The organism is Variovorax sp. Varisp53, assembly GCF_059491555.1.
This window is the reverse complement of record NZ_CP168512.1, coordinates 6,387,907-6,406,737: the sequence shown is the minus strand read 5'-3', so window position 1 is coordinate 6,406,737 and position 18,831 is coordinate 6,387,907. Positions and strand designations below refer to the sequence as shown.

Below are 18,831 nucleotides of genomic sequence, written 5' to 3'. Positions count from 1 at the left end.
GCGGGACACCAGCAGCGTGCCCTCGTGCACAGGGCGTCGGGTGCTCCCCGCAGCGAAATAAAGGAGGAGCCGAAGGCGGGGGACATTCGCGGAGGGGAGTACCCGGCGGCCTGTGCACGCGCCCCGAACAGCAACAACGCGCAACGAAACCACACGAATGAAACGCTTGCCGATGACCCCGCAGCGCCTGCGAATCGCAGAGATCGCCTTCTGGCTCGCACTCGCGTCGAGTTTCTTCTTGCTGCCCGACAAGCTCACGCTGATGAGCCAGGTGATGATCTTCGGCCTCTTCGCGGTGTCGCTCGACATGGCGCTGGGCTACGCGGGCATCCTCACCGTGGGCCATGCGGCCTTCTTCGGTGCTGGCGCGTACGCGGCCGGCCTGCTCGCCAAGTACGGCTGGAGCGAACCCTTCACCGGCCTGCTGTTCGCACTCGCGGTGTGCGGCGTGCTCGGCTATGTGCTGAGCTACCTCGTCGTGCGCGGCGCCGACCTCACGCGACTGATGATCACCATCGGCGTCTGCGTGCTGCTGTTCGAAGTGGCCAACCGCCTCTCGGGCATTACCGGTGGCACCGACGGCTTGCAAGGCGTGGTGATTGCACCCGTGCTCGGCCTCTTCGACTTCGACCTCTACGGCAAGACCGCCTTCGGCTATGCCTTCGGCGTGGTGCTCGCGATGTTCCTGCTCGTGCGGCTGGTGCTGCGCTCACCCTTCGGCCTGGCGCTGCGCGGCATCCACGACAGCCGCAAGCGCATGCTCGCCATCGGCTCGCCGGTGGAGGCGCGGCTGCGCATGGCCTATGCCTTCTCGGCCGCGGTGGCCGGCGTGGCGGGAGCCCTGCTGGCGCAGACCACGCAGTTCGTCGGCATCGAGTCGATCGGCTTCAATCGCTCGGCCGAAGTGCTCATCATCCTCGTGCTCGGCGGCACCGGCCGGCTGTACGGCGGCATGATCGGCGCCATCGTCTACATGCTCGTGCACGACTGGTTCGCCGACATGAACCCCCAGTACTGGATGTTCTGGCTCGGCATCTTCCTGATCGCGGCCGTCATGCTGGGCCGCGGCGGCATCATGGGCGCGCTGTCGCGCTTCGTTCGCACGGGGAAGGCGCGATGAGCTCGAGCACCACGCACACCTTGCGCACCCAGGGCCTGGGCATCCGCTTCGGCGCGTTCCAGGCCGTGAGCGACGTGAGCCTGTCGCTCGAACCCGGCGCGCGGCAGGCGCTGATCGGCCCCAACGGCGCCGGCAAGACCACGCTCATCAACCTGCTCACCGGCGTGTTCAAGCCCACCAACGGCTCGATCCACATGGGCGAACGCGACATCACGCGCCTGTCGTGCGACAAGCGCGCACGCATGGGCCTGGCGCGCACGTTCCAGATCAACACGCTGTTCCCCAGCCTCACGCCGCTGCTGTCGGTGGTGCTGGCGATCAGCGAGCGCGAAGGGCTGGGCGCCACCTGGTGGCGACCGCTCAAGGGCTGCAGCGCGGTGTTCGACGAAGCGCATGCGCTGCTCGGCACGCTCAGGCTCGACAGCCTGGCCGACGTGCCCGTGGCCGAGCTGGCCTACGGCAAGCAGCGCCTGCTCGAGATCGCGCTGGCGCTCGCGGCCAAGCCCCGCATCCTGCTGCTCGACGAACCCGCCGCCGGCGTGCCGCAGGACGAGAGCGGCGAGCTGTTCGAGGCCATCGCGGCGCTGCCGCAGGACATCAGCGTGCTGTTCATCGAGCACGACATGAAGCTCGTCTTCCGCTTCTCGCGCCGCATCTCGGTGCTGGTCGGCGGACGCATCCTCACTGAAGGCACGCCGTCGGACATCGGCGCCGACCCGCGCGTGCGCGAGGTCTACCTGGGAACATCGCACCACCATGCCTGAAGCACTCGCCTTCGACCGCGTCACCGCCGGCTACGGCAACGCCGTCGTGCTCGACCGGCTCGACTTTTCGTTGCAGCAAGGCGAGAGCCTCGCCATCCTCGGGCGCAACGGCGTGGGCAAGACCACGCTGCTGGAAACGCTGATGGGCAACACCCGCGTGATGCAGGGCGCGATCCGTTGGCAGGGCGCCGACATCTCGCGCTGGCCGTCACACCAGCGCGTGCGTGCGGGGCTGGGCTGGGTGCCGCAGGAGCGCGAGGTGTTCCCGTCGCTCACGGTGGAAGAAAACCTCACGGTGATCTCGCGGCTCGGCGGCTGGAACCTCCAGCGCGTCTACGACTTCTTCCCGCGCCTGCGCGAGCGGCGCGGCAACTACGGCAACCAGCTCTCGGGCGGAGAACAGCAGATGCTGGCCATCGGCCGCGCGCTGATGACCAACCCCAGGCTGCTGCTGCTCGACGAGCCGATGGAGGGCCTCGCGCCGATCATCGTGGAAGAGTTGGCTGCCGCCATTCGCCGTTTGTGCGAGTCGGAAGGACTGGCGTCGATCGTGGTGGAGCAGCACCCTGTGCTGGCACTGGAGATGACCCACAAGGCCATCGTGCTGGAGCGCGGGACCGTCGTGCACACGGGGCCCAGCGGCGAACTGGCTTCGGACCAGGAACTGCTGGAAGGTTTGCTGGGCGTCGGCGTCTGATCGAGTGCTCAGCTGAGCATCTGCCCCCGGCTGCCGATGACAGCCACGTCCACGAACTGGCCGCCTTCGCGGTTCGTGCGGCCGTAGTTGATCTTCACCCCACCCAGGTCGAAGTTCTCGATGCTCGCCAGCCCCGACATCACAGACGCACGCGTCAGCGAGCCGCCGGCGCGGCGCATGCCTTCCGCCAGCACGGCCGCGTTCATGTAGCCCTCGAGGCTCGTGAGCGAGAACTCCTTGACGCCGTTGGCCACCATGTCGGCCTGGTAGCGGCGCACGATCTCGAACTTGGTCGAGTACGGCGAGGGCACGACGATCACGAAGCCCAGGCCCTTGGCCAGGTCGCCCATGGCCGACAGCGCGCTGGCCGTGATCGACAGGCCGTAGGCCGAGCTGCTGTTGCCCGCCTCGCGCAGCGCCTTCAGGAACACCGGCGCCGTGCCGGCCAACCCGACCACCACCACCTGCGGCTTGGCCTTGGCGATGGCTTCGGCGGCGGGGCCGACTTCCATGCTGGTGGTGTTGGGCGTGGTCGCGATCACCGCCGGTTCCAGCTTGGCCTTGACCAGCGCATTCTTGAACGCCCCCAGCACCGACTGGCCGAGCGGATCGTCCGAATGCACGAGGCCGATACGGCTCTGGCCCAGCACGATGGCCGTGCTCACGAGCTTGTCGACTTCCTGGTCGTAGTTGGCGCGCACCCAGAAGGTGTTCGGCGAGACCTTCTTGCGCAGCGAGATGGTGCCGGTGATCGGGCCGACCACGGCCATGCCGGGGACCGCATCCATCACCGCGGCCGTCTGGCGCGTGCCCAGCGGATGCACCAGCGCGAGCACCGAGCTGTCCTTCTCGAAGGCCAGCGCGTTAGCCTTGGCCACCTCGGGCTTGAACGTGTCGTCTGCAATCACGAGCTCCACCTTGGTGCCGTTGATGCCGCCCGCCTTGTTCAGCGCGTTGAAGAACGCGCTCGACCCCTGGTAGAGCCCCTGCCCGTTGGCCTTCTCGACGCTGCTGTTGTCGAAGGTGGCGCCGACGCGCACCGCCCGCGTCTGCGCGAGCGCCGGAAATCCCAAGCCTGCTGCAGCGGTTGCGGCCAGCCCGGTCAGCGCACGGCGACGGCTGGTGGAAAGCGGCGCAATCGATTCGCGCGGCACAGGAACGGTCATGGTGAATCTCCAGGAGCCCTTCAACGGGCAGTGACAAAAATTTACATTTCTATCGGAAATGTAACGCACTCCCTTCTCCTGGAAAGGACGTTCGGACCCAGCCAGTCGGCTGCCTACAACAGTTCCTCGCCCACGATGGGCAGCAGCAGCCAGTTCTTGAAGCGCAGCCAGAGGAATTCGCCGGGCTCGTCCTCGTGGACGATGTCGCCACCGGCGTCGTCGTACTCGAGCCACTGCACGCGCCGGCCGTCGGGCCCGAGCCGCAGCCTGTAGCCCAGGTTGAGGCGCTCGCCGCCGAGGAGCTTGTCGTAGTCCTTCACCAGTTCCGGGCTGTCGATCACGAGGCCCATTTCGGTGTTGACGGCGGCCGAGCGATGGTCGAGGTTCATCGAGCCGACGAAAAAGCGGTCGTCGTCGACGATCGCGAGCTTGGCGTGCAGCCGGCTGATCGACTTGCCGAAATCCCCGAACCGGCCCGAGCGCCCCGTGAGCGTGGGCGCGATCTCGTAGATGGTGACGCCGATCTTCAGCATGTCGGCGCGGTAGCGCTCGTAGCCCGCGTAGGCGAGCGGCTCGTCGGTCGCGCCGAGCGAATTGGTGACCACGGTGATGCGTCCGCCCTGCTCGATGGCCTTCTTCATCATCGCCATGCCGCGCGCGCCGGGAATGAAGTACGGCGAGCCGATCTTGACCTCGCGCTTCGCCGAATTGATGACGCCGAGCGCGCCCTCGGTCACGCTGCCCTCGAAGGCCGCCTCGGGCTTGCGCGTGATCTTCTCGGGGTCGTCCACGAACAGCTTGAACGGCGCCCAGTGGCGATTGATGTCGCCGGTGATCAGCTCCTGGCCCACCGGCGGCTTGTCGAGGACGTCGCGCTGGCGTATCGCCACGTCGGGCACCGCGGTGCGCGCGATGGCGTCGAAGCGCTTCTGCGCCTCTTCCACCGGCATGCGCAGCGGCGCGATCTGCTCGATGGGACGCACGTGTTCGCTGTTCCAGTAGCGGTCGAAACCCTCGGACATCTGGCGCACCACGGGGCCGCTGGACAGCACGTCCATGTCGATGAAGTTCGCCGCCGTGCTGCGCATGAAGTACTCGTTGGCGATATTTCTGCCGCCCGACACCGCGAAGCTGTTGTCGGCCACCAGCAGCTTGTTGTGCATGCGATGGTTGATGCGACCGAAGTCGGTCAGCGAGAACAGCAGCCGCGCCGACAGCGAATTGGCGCGCGAGGGCAGCGGGTTGAACAGCCGCACCTCGATGTTCGGGAAGGCCGACAGCGTGCTGAAGACCTCGTCCTCGCCGGCCGTGTAGAGGTCGTCCACAAGCAGGCGCACGCGCACGCCGCGCGCGGCGGCTTCGCGCAGTTCCTTGAGCAGCAGCAGGCCGACGTCGTCCTTCTGGATCAGGTAGTACTGCACGTCGAGCGATTTCTCGGCATGCCGCGCGAGCGAGATGCGGGCATCGAAGGCGAACGCCGCCTCTGGCAGCAGGCGGAAGCCCGAGAGCGCGGCGGAACCGCCCGGCATTCCCTTGGCCGCCAGCTGCCCAAGTTCGGTCTGCGCCACGTCGGTGATCGCCGCGACGTTCGCGCGCGGCACGGGCGGCGGCAGGCTGACGCAGCCGGCCAGCCATGCGGCCGCAACAAACCCCAGGAAGGCGGCGAAACGACGAACGATGAAAGCGCGCATGGCCCGAACTGTAGCTCGCGGCGGGCCGCAGCGGCGACCTATGATCGACCCGCAAAAAAGGAAAGAGAAGCGTGCTCAACGGCTTGTGGCTGGGTTTCTTCGGGATGGCGGCGCTGGCGGCGCTGGGACGGTGGCTCGTGGGGGGCGACCCGACCGTGTTCGCGGCCCTGGTCGAAAGCCTGTTCGCGATGGCGCGGCTGGCGGTCGAGGTGATGGTGCTGCTGTTCGGCACGCTCACGCTGTGGCTGGGCTTCCTGCGCATCGCCGAGGCGGCGGGGCTGGTCGGCTGGCTGGCGCGGCTGCTGGGGCCGCTGTTCCGGCGCCTCTTGCCGGGCGTGCCGGCTGGGCACCCCGCCCTCGGGCTCATCACGATGAACTTCGCGGCCAATGCGCTGGGGCTGGACAACGCCGCCACGCCCATCGGCCTGAAGGCCATGCGCGAGCTGCAGCGGCTGAACCCCGACCCGGTGACGGCCACCAACGCGCAGATTCTGTTTCTGGTGCTCAACGCCTCGTCGCTGACCCTGCTGCCGGTCACCATCTTCATGTACCGCGCGCAACAGGGCGCGGGCGATCCGACGCTGGTGTTCCTGCCGATCCTGCTGGCCACCAGCGCCTCGACGCTGGTCGGGCTGCTGTCGGTGGCGGTGGCGCAGCGCCTGCGGCTGTGGGACCCGGTGGTGCTGGCCTACCTCGTGCCCGGCGCGCTGCTGCTGGGCGGCTTCATGGCGCTGCTGGGAACGCTGTCGGCGGCGGCCATCGCGTCGCTGTCGTCGCTGCTGGGCAACCTCACGCTGTTCGGCGTGGTCATGGTGTTCCTGCTGGCCGGGGCGATCCGCCGCGTGAAGGTGTACGAGTGCTTCATCGAAGGCGCGAAGGAAGGCTTCGACATCGCGAAGAACCTGCTGCCGTACCTCGTCGCGATGCTGTGCGCGGTCGGCGTGCTGCGGGCCTCGGGCGCGCTCGACTTCGTGCTCGGCGGCCTGCGCTGGCTGGTGCACGCAGGCGGCTTCGACGCGCGCTTCGTCGACGCCATGCCCACCGCACTGGTCAAGCCCTTCTCGGGCAGCGCGGCGCGCGCGATGCTGATCGAGACCATGAAGAGCCAGGGCGTCGACAGCTTCCCCGCGCTGGTGGCCGCCACCATCCAGGGCAGCACCGAGACCACCTTCTACGTGCTGGCCGTGTACTTCGGTGCGGTCGGCATCCAGCGCGCGCGGCATGCGGTGGCGTGTGCGTTGCTGGCCGAAGTGGCGGGGGTCGTGGCCGCTGTCGCTGTTTGCTACTGGTTCTTCGGGTAAGAGCCCGGCCAGGCAGCCGAACAGGCGCTGAGCCAAAATGGTCCTCCGCCCCCCAAGCCTTGCCGCCTTTTTCAGTGACCACTTCCCGCCGGGCCCAGCCGCCCTCCTTTTCGCCCGACGAGTTTCGTGAAGCGCTCGGCATGTTCGCCACCGGCGTCACCATCGTCACCGCCCGCGCGGCCGACGGCACGCTGGTCGGCCTCACGGCCAACTCCTTCAACTCGGTCTCGCTCGCACCGCCGCTGGTGCTGTGGAGCCTGGCGCGCGCGGCCGGCTCGATGCCCGCGCTGAGCGCCGGTTCGCACTACGCGGTGAACATCCTGGCGGCCAACCAGAAGGCGCTGGCCGAGCGCTTCGCCACCAAGAACATCGACCGCTGGGCCGACGTGGCATTCACCGAGGGCCTCGGCGGCGCGCCGGTGCTGGTGGGCTCGGCCGCCAGCTTCGAGTGCTTCAACCGCAGCCGCTACGACGAAGGCGACCACGTGATCTTCGTGGGCGAGGTGGAGCGCTGCACGCACGATGCGGGCGCCTCGCCGCTGCTGTTCCACGGCGGGCGCTTCTATACCGAGCATCCCTTGTGATGAAACACCCTGCGCTGCTGTCCGTCCTGTTGCTCGCCGCGCAGACCGGCATGGCGCAGGAAACGGCGGGGCCGCTCAAGCAGAACTGGTTCGACGACCCGTTCTTCCAGGTGTCCGCGGGCCTGCGCGATGCCCGAAGGCCCGTTCTACACGACCGAGGAACGCCGCCTGCAGACCCATTCGCGGCTGGAGCGCGGCACCAGCTGCTGGCTGGCCGGCAAGTGCACCGACAGCAACGCCTACCGCTACGACAAGCCGCTCGCGCCCAAGGTGCGCGCCGCATTGCTGGCGGTGCCGGGCGTGAACAAGGGCAGCGTGTGGGTGATGATCCAGCGCCGCTGGGTGTACCTGCAGGGCTGCGTACCCAATGCGGCGCTGGCGAAGAAGCTCGAACGCGCCGCGCGCGCCCTGCCCGACGTCGAGACCGTGGTGCCCGACCTGATGGTCGGCACGCGCGGCAAGCCGCCCTACCCGCCGGCCGCGAACTGAAGGCGCCTTGCGCGCAGATCACGCGGGCGCAGTACGATCATCGGATGAATCTGGCGGGCAATCCGCCGTGACTGACCGACCGCCAATGATCCAGCGCAAGACCCATCTCGACAGCCTCGCCATCGGCCTGCTCATTGCCTGCTGCGCCTTCTGGGGCCTGCAGCAGATCCTCATCAAGACCACCGTGACCGAGGTGCCGCCGCTGTGGCAGGCCTCGATCCGCATGACCGGCGCGGTCGTGCTGCTGTGGCTGTGGTGCGTGTGGCGGCGCGTGCCGCTGTTCGAGCGCGACGGCACGCTGTGGCCGGGACTGCTGGCCGGCCTGCTGTTCTCGGGCGAGTTCGCCGGCATCTACCTGGGGCTGCAGCACACCAGCGCTTCGCGGCTCACGGTGTTTCTCTACACCGCGCCCTTCTGGGTGTCGCTGCTGCTGCCACGCTGGGTGCCCGCCGAACGGCTGCGCGGCTTCCAGTGGCTGGGGCTGTTCATCGCGTTCTCGGGCGTGGTGCTGGCTTTCAGCGAGGGCTTCGGCCACATGAGTTCGTCGCAGCTCGTCGGCGACGGCATGGCGCTGGCCGCCGGCATGCTCTGGGGCCTGACCACGCTGACGCTGCGCACCACGCGGCTGGCCACGGCCAGTGCGGAGAAGACGCTGTTCTACCAGGTGGCAGTGACGGCGGCGGTGTGCCCGGTGGTGTCGCTGGCGCTCGGCGAGCACTGGAGTTTTTCGTACTCCAGCTGGGCCTGGACCTCCATCGGCCTGCAGACCGTGATCGGCGCCTTCGCCAGCTACCTCACCTGGATGTGGCTGCTGCGGCACTACCCGGCCACGCAGATGTCGTCCTTCACCTTTCTCACGCCGCTGTTCGCGCTGGTGTTCGGCGTGGTGCTGCTGAAGGAGCCGCTCACGGCGCAGCTGATGGTGGCGCTGGTCGGCGTGGCGCTGGGCATCGTGCTGGTGAACCGGCGGCCTGCGGTACAACGCAGCGCATGAGCAAGACAACCACGAATTTCCAGCCGGTACTCGACGAGATCGTCGCCACCCTGCGCCCGCAGCTCGGCCAGGGCGGCACCGTCGCCAGCTACATCCCGGCGCTCGCGCGCATCGACGCGCGGCAGTTCGGCATCGCGCTGCGCACCTGCGCCGGCGAGGAAGCCGGCGCGGGCGACTTCGAGACGCCCTTCTCGATTCAGAGCGTGTCCAAGCTCTTCACGCTGACGCTCGCCATGCAGCGCATGGGCGATGCGCTGTGGGAGCGCATCGGCCGCGAGCCTTCGGGCAACCCGTTCAACTCGCTGGTGCAGCTTGAGAACGAACAGGGCAAGCCGCGCAACCCCTTCATCAATGCCGGCGCCATTGCGGTGGCCGACCGGCTGGTGAGCCACGCCAAGGCCAACGGCGGCAGCGCCAAGGCCGACATCCTGGCGCTCATGACGAGCCTGTGCGGCGAGCCCATCGGCTTCGACGACGAAGTCGCGCAATCGGAGGCCGACACGGGCTTTCGCAACATCGCGCTGGCCAACTTCATGAAGAGCTTCGGCAAGATCGACAATGACGTCGCGCCCGTGCTCGATACCTATTTCCACCAATGCGCGCTGCGCATGAGCTGCCGCCAGCTCGCGCGCGCCGCCGCCTTCCTGAGCCGCGACGGCGCCCACCCGATCGCCGGCGAGCCCGCGATCACCGGCGAGCGGCAGACCCGCCGCATCAACTCGCTGATGCTCACCTGTGGCACCTACGACGCGGCGGGCGACGTGGCCTTTTCCATCGGCCTGCCGTGCAAGAGCGGCGTGGGCGGCGGCATCGTGGCCGTCGTGCCTGACCGGCTCACGCTGTGCGTTTGGTCGCCGGCGCTCGATGCCACCGGCAATTCGCTGCTGGGCATGAAGGCGCTCGAGATGTTCGTGGCGCGCACGGGGCTGTCGGTGTTCTGAGCGGCGCCGCGAGTCACACGGCCGCGGCCACGGGCGCCGTGGCCAGGCAGCCCATGCCGTCGAGCGATGCTTCCACAGCCTCTTCGAGCGGCGTGTGGGGCTCGCGGCCGAGAAGGGCCACCAGCTTCGCGTTGTCCATGCCCACGGGCGTACGCCACAGGTAGCGCATCTCGCGCATTTCCCGGAACGTGACGACGAAAGGCGAGGCCAGCGTCAGCAGCCACCACGGGAAGGCCGACACGCCGACCCTGGCGCCGGTGCGGCGCGCCACCACCTTGCGGATGGCGTCGCTCATGCGCGTGCCGTCGGCGTCCCAGTGGCCGGCCATGTGGAAGCGGGCGAAGGGTTCGAGCCGGTCGCGCCGCGCCAGCAGCTCGACCATGGTGCGGGCCACGTCCGGCAGGTAGGACCACTGGTGGCCGATGCCGGCACTGCCGGGGTAGCTCACACCCTTGACGGGTTGTCCCGCCTTCACCAGCCCCTGCGAGAACCAGTTGTTGCCGGCCTTCGGGCCGAAGAAATCCCCGGCGCGCACGATCAGCACACGGGCGCCCTGGCGGCTCGCGTCTTCGAGGCGACGTTCCATCTCGACGCGGATCGCGCCCTTGCGGGTGAACGGGTGCTGCGGCGAGTCTTCGGCCAGCAGCGGGAAGGCGTCGGGGCCAAAGTTGTAGACCGTGCCGGGCAGCACGACGGTCGCGCCCTCGGCCTTCGCTGCGGCGATGGTGTTGTCGAGCATCGGCAGCACCAGCTCCGACCAGCGGCGGTAGCCCGGCGGATTGACCGCGTGCACGATCACCGCGCAGCCCTTCGCAGCCTGCCGCACGGCCTGCGCATCCATCGCGTCGCCGGCCAGCCAGGTGATGCCGTCGCTGCGGCCTTCGGTCGCGCCGCGCTTGAGTGCGCGCACCTGCCAGCCCGCGTCGCGCAACTGGCGCGCCACCTCGCTGCCAATGCCGCCCGTCGCGCCAAGGACCAGAACCGTGTCGTTGCGTGCCATGAAATGCCCCAGAACAGTTGTCGATGGACGAATTCTGGATCTGACGAGGTTCAAAAGGAATTGCCGAATGTGAGCTAGCAGCTATACATTTCTGTATGACTTCGAACATCGGCTGGGAGTTCTACCGCACCTTCCTCGGCGTGCTGCGCGAGGGCTCGCTCTCGGGCGCCGCGCGCGCCCTGGGCATCACCCAGCCCACGGCCGGGCGCCATGTGGCTGCGCTTGAGGAGGCATTGGGCGTGGTGCTCTTCACGCGCTCGCAGGTCGGCCTGCTGCCGACCGAGGTGGCGCTGGCCTTGCAGACCCACGCCGAGGCCATGGAAAGCACCGCGGCCTCGCTGGAGCGCGCCGCCAGCAGCCATGGCGCGGGCGTGCGCGGCGTGGTGCGGGTGTCGGCCAGCGAGGTGATGGGCGTGGAAGTGCTGCCGCCCATCGTGGCGCGGCTGCGCGAAGCGCACCCGGCGCTGAAGGTCGAGCTGGTGCTGACCAACCGCGTGCAGGACCTGCTGCGGCGCGAAGCCGAAATCGCCGTGCGCATAGTGCGCCCGAAGCAGGAGCAGCTGGTGGCGCGCCGCATCGGCAACATCGAGCTGGGCTTTCACGCGCACCGCGACTACCTGGCGCGCCACGGCACGCCGCGCAAGCTCGAGGCGCTGGCCGCGCATGCGGTGATCGGCTACGACCAACCGTCGGCCTTCGTGCGCAACGCGGCCAAGGCGGGCACGGCGTGGCCGGGCTATGGCCGCGACGCCTTCTCGCTGCGCACCGACAGCGAGCTGGCCCAATTGGCGCTGATCCGCGCGGGTGCAGGCATCGGCATCTGCCAGGTCGGCCTCGCCCGGCGCAGCGACGCGCTGGTGCGCCTGATGCCACGCACCTTCTCGATGAAACTCGACACCTGGGTCACCATGCACGAGGACCTGCGCCACAGCCCGCGCTGCCGCGCCGCCTTCGACGCGCTGGTCGAGGGACTGCAACAGTACGTTGGCGCGCCGGATGAAGCCGGCACACAGGGGAAAATGGCCGGCGCGAGAACCCAGGCCACCGAATGACCGACCTTACCGAAACGAACGACCCCGACTCCCTCCCCCTGCAGGAAGACCGCCTCTGGCGCGACGACCGCTGGACCGCCCGCATCATCAAGAACGAGGAAGACGACGGCTGGGCCGTCGAGATGACCCGCCACGGCGACCCCGAGCCGGCACTGGTCGGCCCCTGGACCATGGGCCGCGACAAGAAGAACCCGAAGCCGCTCGACGGCCCCGCCTTCTCCACGCTGGTGAAGACCGCCGCCGAAGTCATCCGCCGCCACGAGCAGCAGCTTCACGCCACGCTCAACAAGAGCGTGACCGTCACCGCGCGCGACGACCGGCGCGTGCGCGTGGCGCTGGCCATCGTGCCCGACGAGGACAACCCCTCGGCCACGCTCAGCGCCTACGACGATGCCGACGACTCCGAGCTCGCCAGCGTGAACGTGTCGCCCGCGTTCAGGCTCACGGCCAGCAGCGCGAGCGCATGGATCGAATCCGGCTACGCGCGGCCGCGCTGACGCACCGGGTACCAGCGCAATCAGCGAAATGACGTATGTGCAGCCCGCGCTGAGTTGAGAACAATCGGCTTCGACGACACGAACCCATTGCTCCACCGGAAAGCCCGGATCGGTTGAACGCCGATCCGGGCTTTCTTGTTTGTTTTTCTTTCTCAACCATCCTTCAGGAGCAGCGTCATGAGACACGGTGATATTTCGAGCAGCAGCGATTGCGTGGGCGTCGCGGTCATCAACTACAAGATGCCCCGCCTGCACAACAGGGCCGAGGTGCTGGACAACGCCCGCAAGATCGGCGAGATGCTGGTCGGCATGAAGAAGGGCCTGCCGGGCATGGACCTGGTGATCTTTCCCGAGTACTCGACGCACGGGATCATGTACGACGAGAAGGAGATGTACGACACGGCCGCCACCGTGCCGGGCGACGAGACGGCCATCTTCGCCGACGCCTGCCGCCGCGCCAACGTGTGGGGCGTGTTCTCGCTGACCGGCGAGCGCCACGAGGAGCATCCGCACAAGGCGCCCTACAACACGCTGATCCTCATGAACAACAAGGGCGAGATCGTCCAGAAGTACCGCAAGATCATGCCGTGGGTGCCCATCGAGGGCTGGTATCCGGGCGACCGCACCTATGTGAGCGAGGGCCCCAAGGGCATGAAGATCAGCCTGATCGTCTGCGACGACGGCAACTACCCCGAGATCTGGCGCGACTGCACGATGCGCGGCGCCGAGCTCGTCGTGCGGTGCCAGGGCTACATGTACCCGTCCAAGGAGCAGCAGATCCTGGTGTCGAAGGCCATGGCCTTCATGAACAACACCTACGTGGCGGTGGCCAACGCGGCGGGCTTCGACGGCGTCTACTCGTACTTCGGCCACTCGGCGCTGATCGGCTTCGACGGCCGCACGCTGGGCGAGTGCGGCGAAGAGGAGATGGGCATCAACTACGCCGAGCTGTCGATGAGCCTGATCCGCGACGCGCGCCGCAACGGCCAGTCGCAGAACCACCTGTTCAAGCTGCTGCATCGCGGCTACACGGGCACCATCAACTCGGGCGACGGCGACAAGGGGCTGGCAGCCTGCCCCTACGACTTCTACGCGAAGTGGATCAACGACCCCGAAGGAACGCGCGAGATGGTGGAAGCGCTCACGCGCAGCACGGCGGGCACGCCGGAGTGCCCCATCGAGGGCATTCCGAACGGGCCGGCGCAAGGCCGATGAACATGGCTCAGGCCTGACTGAAGGTCTTCAGCACCTCGAGCACGCTCAGCGTCGCGCCGTCGAGCAGTGCATGCTGGCGATGCGCGATGCCCACGCGGCGCGTGAGCTTCGGGCTCACCGGCAGGATCTGCATGCGGTCGTTGCCCGGAACGATGTCGGTGGACTGCTGCAGCGGCAGGAGCGCGGCACCGTAGCCGGCCGCCACGAGGCTGCGCATGGCGGCGTCGTAGTTGAGCTCGATGCGCGCGCGCGGCGCGAAGCCGGCGGCGGCGAACCATTCCATCGTGAGGCGGTACATGTGCGTGGTGGCCTCGTTGAAGATCAGCGGCTGTGCCGCCAGCCACGCCGGCGTGACGCGCTTCGGCGCCTTCCAGCGCCGCGGCACGAAGGCCATCATGGGCTGCTCGCACCATGGCGTGACGACGATGCCGCGCAGCGGCGGCTGCGGAATGGCGACCAGGCCGATGTCGAGCGTGCCCGCCGCCAGCCGCTCCATGGCCTCGTAGGAGCCGCGGATGCTCACCTCGACGTCGATGCCCGAATGCTCCGCGCCCAGCGCCTCCAGCACCTGCGGCAGCAGGTCGACCAGCACGCCGGTCGAGGTGCCCAGCCGCACGCGGCCCACGCGCCCTTCGGCCTGGCGCTTGACGGCTTCGACCGCGTCGTCGGTGTCGCGCAGCAGCTTGCGCCCGCGCTCCACCAGCGCGGCGCCCGCCGCCGTCGGCGTGATGCGCCGGTTGCCGCGCACCACCAGCGGCGCGCCGAGGCGCGATTCGAGTTCGCTCATGTGCAGGCTCACCGTGGGCTGCGCGAGGTGCAGCGCCCGGGCCGCCGCCGAGAACGTGCCCAGGTCGACGATGGCGATGAGGGTGCGCAGCTGGTCGAGGTTGAGTTGTCGCATCGGTTCACATCAGGAAAGGTGATGGCAAGTTTCAGGAATCTCAACTTCCACAATAGCATGCGCCGCCTGAAGATGAGCGCTCCCAACCAAGGAGCCCATCGTGACCGCGCCAAAGCCATCGTCCTTCCATCAACGCCTGATCCATGCCCTGCGCGGCTGGCACCGCCGCGTGATGGATCGCCGCCGCATGCGCGCCGATGCATCGCAGCTTTCGCACATGAGCGATCACGAGCTGCGCGACCTGGGCATCGGGCGCAGTGAAGTGCCGCAGCTGCTGGACCGCGACCGTTACTGACACCGCCGGATTTGAGGTTCAAATCGGGGCCGTGCCCAAGCCAGTCCTTCCCGCCCTCCTTTCCATCGAACTCACTTCGCCGCAGTCGGTCAATGGCCGGCGCGCGGCTTTCCAGTCGCTCTGGCTGCTGGTGCGCATGCGGCATGCCCACGATGCCGCCGGCGTCGTGCGGCTGGCGGACCTGCGCGGCGAGGTGTCGGACGCAAGCACGCTGCGCATGGTCGTGAGCCGCGCGTTCCGCGACTTCAAGGCCTGGCGCATCGAGGTCGGCTGGGGCGAGGACACGCAGCGCGAGCCCCGCTTCCTCAATGCAGAGCGGCGCAGCCAGGGCCCGTTCTGGCTGCCGGCCGCCGAGGCGAAGCGCGTGCGCGTGCTGGTCGAAGGCCGCGCGGCCACGACGGCCGAGGTGGCGTCGTTCCTCGGGCTGCGTTCGCGTGGATCACAGGCCGCCCGGACCGCCGGCTCGCCGCCGCCCGATGCCGTGCACCTGCAGGACGCGGCTTTCTGGAAGCAGCTGGTCGCGTCGCAGCAGGCGGCGCGGCAGGGCCGGCTGATGGCGCCCGTGGCGGGCGAGAACACGGGTGGGAGCGCCCTCGAATCCATCCGCCTCGCCGGCACGCTGGCCGCCACCGACTTCCAGCGCGCACTGGTCACGCTCAACGAGGCCATGCTGTGGCGCCGCCTCGGCGACAACGAGCAGGCGCGGCGCCGGCTGCAGGCGCTCAAGAAGCAGCGGCTCGCGCACCACGTGGCGGGCAACGACTACCTCGGCGCGATGGAGTGCATCGTCTCGGCGTGGTGCGCCTACACCGCGCGCGACCTGCCACTGGCGCAGTCACTGCTGGGCGGCATGGCCGAGGACGCGGCGCGCGCGCTGGTGCTGCGGCACCACCCCGACGTGCGCTTCGAGTGGTGCAACCTGTGGGCGCTGGTGTGCCGCTCGCGCGCGCTGGCGCTGTCGGCCGACGACATGCCCGCGGCAGCCGCGCTCGCCGAGGAATCGCTGCGCCGCTTCGGCGAGGCGCTGGCGGCCGCCTTCGAGTCGCACTCCTTCGACGCGGCGCAGCACGTGGCCGCCAACATGGGCATGGCCGCATGGCTGTTCGACCGCGTGGGGCTGTCCGACCTGCCCGCGCTCGCGCACGACGGCAACGCCGACACCACCCGCCGCGCCGTGCAGTGGATCGCCTTCAGCGAATGGCTCTGCAGCCACACCGACGGGCAGGGCCGCTCGGCGTGGAACGCGATCTACCTGATGCGCATCGCGCGCGGCCACTGCAGGCCGGAGACCCGGCCCACGCTCGCGCAGTTCCGCGCGCAGAAGCCGCTGGACCCGGCCGCGGTTTCGGCGCTGGCCGGTCCGCTGGCCGACGCTTTCGACGCCGCGAATTGGCCGGCGCACTGGGTGCAGGTGGCGCAGGCGCGGCTGGCCGATCACCGGGCCGGGCAGCGCCGCTACCCGGGCCTGCAGCATTGCAGCCTGCTGTTCGAGCACGCCTGGTACGCGGCGCACGCGGGCGACCTGAAAGCGGCGGAGCAGTCGCTGGCCTCGCTGCGCGAAGCGCTGCCGCAGCTGGTGCCGAGCGACCGCGCCTACTTCACCGAATCGTGGAACGACGCGCTGCCGGCCGAACTGGTGCTGGAGGCGAAGCCGCCGCGTCGGCCGGCGGCGCGCAAGATGACTGCGTCGCGCGCGAGCTAGACTGGTTTCAGCAGCATGCCCGAGAACTCCAACGACCCCATCGACCTGGCCGCCCACCGCGAACGCCGCGCGCGGCAGCAGAAACTGCGCGCAGCAGCGCAGGCATCGCACGGCGCCGATGCACCAGCGCAGCCGGGGCCGGACGAAGTGCCCTGCATCCGTTGCAAGGAGCCCGTCTTCGGCTACGCGCTGCGCTGTCCCCATTGCGGCGTGCATTTCAGCGGCCGTGCCGAAGACTTCGCGCCGAAGGAAGGTCTGTCGCGGCGCGCGAAGGCGCTCGTCACGCTGGTCGCCGTGGCGCTTCTGCTCGCGGGCCTGAGCGACGACATCGCGGCCCTGTGGTGGCGGATGAAGTGAGTCCTGCCACGCTCAGCGCGCGGCGGACGGCTTGGCAGTCGACTTGCGCACCACCAGCTCCGGCCGCAGCACCACGGTCGAGGCCGACATAGAGCGCCCGTCGATCTCGTCGAACAGCATCTCGGCCGCGCGCCAGCCCAGCTCGCGGTGCGGCAGGCGGATCGTGGTGAGCGGCGGGTCGACCATGTCGACCAGCGGCATGTCGTTGTGGCCGGTGATGGAAATGTCCTTCGGCACGCGCAGGCCGGCTTCGCGCAGCGCGTCGTAGGCGCCCAGTGCCACGAGGTCGTTGCAGCACACCACGGCCTGCGGGGCGGCGCCGGCTTCGAGCATCTGCTTCATCGCCACCGCGCCGGCCTCGCGGCTGTAGCTCGCGCACTCGACCACGCGGAAAGGCTTCATGCGGTGGTCCCTCAAGGCCTGCTCCACGCCCAGCCGACGGCCCACGCCAGTGGGAATGTTCTGCGGGCCCGCGAGGTGGGCGATGCGCTTGTGGCCCAGACCCACGAGGTGATCGACCGCGAGTTTCATCGCCAGCCGGTCATCGCTGACCACCGCGGGCAGGCGGCCGGTTTCGTCGGCCCGGTTGACCAGCACCGCGGTCATGCCGGCCTGGGTGACGAACTCGATCAGCGGGTCGTCGCGCGTGGCGGTGGCCATGACCACCCCGTCGACCCGCTGCGCCAGCATGCGCTCCAGCACGGGCCGTGCGAGCGCGGGATCCACAACGTTGGTGACGAACACGAAGTACCCGCGCGCCGCCGCGCTGGCCTCGATGCCCTGCAGGATGGGCGGGAACACCGCGTTGGTGATGTCCGGCACCAGCACGCCGATGGTGTGGGTGCGACCCGTTCGCAACGCCGAGGCCGCGCGGTTGGGCCGGTAGCCCAGGCGCTGCGCCGCCTCCTCGACCACGCGCAGCACCTCGTCACTGATCAGCGAGCGCTTCTCGGGGCTGAGCGCGCGGGAGACGGTCGACACGTGCACGCCGGCAGCGCGGGCGACGTCGCGGATGGTCACGGGCGTGGAAGGTGGGCTGGTACTCATGGATTGATGCAAACGGTTGTCGTGCCGATCAGGGCTGCAAGGGGCTTTCTGTTATTCCTGACCTGCCGAATGGGGTCATTTTACTTTTCAGCGATTTGGACTAATATCGTGCAAACGATTGCACGAATCCGCCATGAACATCGCCACCTCCCCCGAATCGGTACTGAGCTTCACGCTCGATGCCATGAAACGCACGCCCGACCCGCGGTTGCGCACCGTGATGGAAGCCGTCACGCGCCACCTGCATGCCCTGGTGCAGGAAGTGAAGCTGACGGAAGAAGAGTTCGAGCAGGCGCTCGAATTCATCGTCGCCATCGGCCATGCCACGGGCGAGACCAAGAACGAGGTGGTGCTGGCGGCGGACATCCTGGGTGTGTCGACCGTGGTCGCGCTGCAGAACAACCAGGACCCGCATGGCGAATCGCCGGCCGCGCTGCTCGGGCCGTTCTGGCGCGCGAACTCGCCGGACTGCGCACTGGGCGAGAGCATCGCGCGCTCGGGCACGCCGGGCATTCCGCTCGAAGTGACGGGCACGGTGCGTGACGGCAAGGGCCGGCCGGTGGCCGGCGCCACGGTCGACGTGTGGCAGGCCTCGCCCATCGGTCTCTACGAAAACCAGGACCCGTCGCAGGAAGACATGAACCTGCGCGGCCGTTTCAGCACCGACGCCGAGGGCCGCTTCCACTTCCGCAGCGTGCGCCCTGCCGGCTACCCCGTACCGACCGACGGGCCCTGCGGCGTGCTGTTGCGCGCGCAGCAACGCCACCCGAACCGACCCGCGCACCTGCACTTCATGGTCAGCAAACCGGGGCACAAGGTGTTGATCACGCAGGTGTTCGCGGACGACGACGAGAACCTCGAGAGCGACCCGACCTTCGGCGTGACGCGCAGGTTGATCGGGCGCTTTGCGCTCGCACCCGACGGCAAGAGCGCGGCGATGCACCACGACTTCGAGCTCGAACCCGGCGAAATGAAGTTCCCACGGCCGCCCATTCCCTGAATCAACAACTTCTTCCAA

General features: G+C 68.7%; 20 protein-coding genes. 15 read left to right on the top strand and 5 right to left on the bottom strand.

Going from position 1 to position 18,831, the window contains the following annotated elements; genetic code table 11:
• Positions 1–157 precede the first annotated feature (157 nt).
• Genes ACEOAB_RS30210 through ACEOAB_RS30200 form a run of 3 tightly spaced genes read left to right on the top strand, consistent with a single transcriptional unit; the run spans position 158 to position 2,581 of the window.
• The gene (locus tag ACEOAB_RS30210) at positions 158–1,120 is read left to right on the top strand and encodes a branched-chain amino acid ABC transporter permease (RefSeq protein WP_413749123.1); all 963 of its coding nucleotides are present in this window, start codon (positions 158–160) and stop codon (positions 1,118–1,120) included.
• Positions 1,117–1,884 carry an ABC transporter ATP-binding protein gene (locus tag ACEOAB_RS30205; RefSeq protein WP_413749122.1) on the top strand — a complete coding sequence of 256 codons (768 nt, stop codon included), beginning with the start codon at positions 1,117–1,119 and terminating at the stop codon, positions 1,882–1,884. The genes ACEOAB_RS30210 and ACEOAB_RS30205 overlap by 4 nt, the downstream gene beginning before the upstream one ends.
• Entirely contained in the window at positions 1,877–2,581 is a 705-nt protein-coding gene (locus ACEOAB_RS30200) for an ABC transporter ATP-binding protein (RefSeq protein WP_413749121.1), read from the top strand. The genes ACEOAB_RS30205 and ACEOAB_RS30200 overlap by 8 nt, the downstream gene beginning before the upstream one ends.
• Before the next feature lie 8 nt (positions 2,582–2,589).
• Here ACEOAB_RS30200 and ACEOAB_RS30195 read toward each other — a convergent pair whose 3' ends face one another.
• Both ACEOAB_RS30195 and ACEOAB_RS30190 read right to left on the bottom strand, forming a co-directional pair.
• Positions 2,590–3,747: an ABC transporter substrate-binding protein gene (locus ACEOAB_RS30195; protein ID WP_413749120.1), complete on the bottom strand. Its 1,158-nt coding sequence runs from the start codon at positions 3,745–3,747 to the stop codon at positions 2,590–2,592.
• A 113-nt stretch (positions 3,748–3,860) separates the two neighbouring features.
• Positions 3,861–5,438, bottom strand: a complete 1,578-nt coding sequence (locus ACEOAB_RS30190; protein ID WP_413749119.1) for a phospholipase D family protein — start codon at positions 5,436–5,438, stop codon at positions 3,861–3,863.
• Positions 5,439–5,509: 71 nt separating this feature from the next.
• Between ACEOAB_RS30190 and ACEOAB_RS30185 the strand changes: the two genes are divergently transcribed.
• The 5 genes from ACEOAB_RS30185 to ACEOAB_RS30165 all read left to right on the top strand — a co-directional run bounded on the left by ACEOAB_RS30185 (position 5,510) and on the right by ACEOAB_RS30165 (position 9,747).
• Positions 5,510–6,739 (top strand): nucleoside recognition domain-containing protein, encoded by a 1,230-nt coding sequence (locus ACEOAB_RS30185; protein WP_495653335.1) that lies wholly within the window; start codon positions 5,510–5,512, stop codon positions 6,737–6,739.
• Positions 6,740–6,813: 74 nt separating this feature from the next.
• The gene (locus tag ACEOAB_RS30180; protein WP_413749118.1) at positions 6,814–7,323 is read left to right on the top strand and encodes a flavin reductase family protein; all 510 of its coding nucleotides are present in this window, start codon (positions 6,814–6,816) and stop codon (positions 7,321–7,323) included.
• Positions 7,324–7,452: 129 nt separating this feature from the next.
• On the top strand, positions 7,453–7,812 hold the full coding sequence (locus ACEOAB_RS30175; RefSeq protein WP_413749117.1) for a BON domain-containing protein: 360 nt from the start codon (positions 7,453–7,455) through the stop codon (positions 7,810–7,812).
• 85 nt (positions 7,813–7,897) lie between these two features.
• Positions 7,898–8,806, top strand: coding sequence for a DMT family transporter (locus tag ACEOAB_RS30170; RefSeq protein ID WP_413749116.1), 909 nt, complete (start codon positions 7,898–7,900; stop codon positions 8,804–8,806).
• Positions 8,803–9,747: a glutaminase gene (locus ACEOAB_RS30165; protein ID WP_056600293.1), complete on the top strand. Its 945-nt coding sequence runs from the start codon at positions 8,803–8,805 to the stop codon at positions 9,745–9,747. The genes ACEOAB_RS30170 and ACEOAB_RS30165 overlap by 4 nt, the downstream gene beginning before the upstream one ends.
• A 13-nt stretch (positions 9,748–9,760) precedes the next feature.
• On the opposite strand, the gene ACEOAB_RS30160 is transcribed toward ACEOAB_RS30165, so the two are convergent.
• Positions 9,761–10,747 (bottom strand): SDR family oxidoreductase, encoded by a 987-nt coding sequence (locus ACEOAB_RS30160; RefSeq protein ID WP_413749115.1) that lies wholly within the window; start codon positions 10,745–10,747, stop codon positions 9,761–9,763.
• A gap of 95 nt (positions 10,748–10,842) precedes the next feature.
• Here ACEOAB_RS30160 and ACEOAB_RS30155 point away from each other — a divergent pair, with 95 nt between their 5' ends.
• The 3 genes from ACEOAB_RS30155 to ACEOAB_RS30145 all read left to right on the top strand — a co-directional run bounded on the left by ACEOAB_RS30155 (position 10,843) and on the right by ACEOAB_RS30145 (position 13,511).
• Positions 10,843–11,799 (top strand): LysR family transcriptional regulator, encoded by a 957-nt coding sequence (locus ACEOAB_RS30155; RefSeq protein ID WP_495653334.1) that lies wholly within the window; start codon positions 10,843–10,845, stop codon positions 11,797–11,799.
• Entirely contained in the window at positions 11,796–12,296 is a 501-nt protein-coding gene (locus ACEOAB_RS30150) for a hypothetical protein (RefSeq protein WP_413749113.1), read from the top strand. Before ACEOAB_RS30155 ends, ACEOAB_RS30150 begins: the two co-directional genes overlap by 4 nt.
• Positions 12,297–12,473: 177 nt before the next feature.
• Positions 12,474–13,511 carry an aliphatic amidase gene (locus tag ACEOAB_RS30145; RefSeq protein WP_495653333.1) on the top strand — a complete coding sequence of 346 codons (1,038 nt, stop codon included), beginning with the start codon at positions 12,474–12,476 and terminating at the stop codon, positions 13,509–13,511.
• 7 nt (positions 13,512–13,518) lie between these two features.
• On the opposite strand, the gene ACEOAB_RS30140 is transcribed toward ACEOAB_RS30145, so the two are convergent.
• A complete protein-coding gene (locus ACEOAB_RS30140; protein ID WP_495653332.1) occupies positions 13,519–14,412 on the bottom strand; it encodes a LysR family transcriptional regulator in 894 nt (297 codons plus the stop codon).
• A 100-nt stretch (positions 14,413–14,512) separates the two neighbouring features.
• On the opposite strand from ACEOAB_RS30140, the gene ACEOAB_RS30135 reads away from it, so the two are divergent.
• The 3 genes from ACEOAB_RS30135 to ACEOAB_RS30125 are packed head-to-tail and all read left to right on the top strand — an operon-like array spanning position 14,513 to position 16,766.
• Positions 14,513–14,707 carry a YjiS-like domain-containing protein gene (locus ACEOAB_RS30135; RefSeq protein ID WP_007837912.1) on the top strand — a complete coding sequence of 65 codons (195 nt, stop codon included), beginning with the start codon at positions 14,513–14,515 and terminating at the stop codon, positions 14,705–14,707.
• 31 nt (positions 14,708–14,738) lie between these two features.
• Positions 14,739–16,409, top strand: a complete 1,671-nt coding sequence (locus tag ACEOAB_RS30130) for a hypothetical protein (RefSeq protein ID WP_495653331.1) — start codon at positions 14,739–14,741, stop codon at positions 16,407–16,409.
• 15 nt (positions 16,410–16,424) lie between these two features.
• Positions 16,425–16,766, top strand: coding sequence for a hypothetical protein (locus ACEOAB_RS30125; RefSeq protein ID WP_495653330.1), 342 nt, complete (start codon positions 16,425–16,427; stop codon positions 16,764–16,766).
• 12 nt (positions 16,767–16,778) lie between these two features.
• On the opposite strand, the gene ACEOAB_RS30120 is transcribed toward ACEOAB_RS30125, so the two are convergent.
• Positions 16,779–17,813 (bottom strand): LacI family DNA-binding transcriptional regulator, encoded by a 1,035-nt coding sequence (locus tag ACEOAB_RS30120; RefSeq protein ID WP_413748944.1) that lies wholly within the window; start codon positions 17,811–17,813, stop codon positions 16,779–16,781.
• Positions 17,814–17,946: 133 nt separating this feature from the next.
• Between ACEOAB_RS30120 and ACEOAB_RS30115 the strand changes: the two genes are divergently transcribed.
• Entirely contained in the window at positions 17,947–18,813 is an 867-nt protein-coding gene (locus tag ACEOAB_RS30115) for a dioxygenase family protein (RefSeq protein ID WP_413748943.1), read from the top strand.
• Positions 18,814–18,831 lie beyond the last annotated feature (18 nt).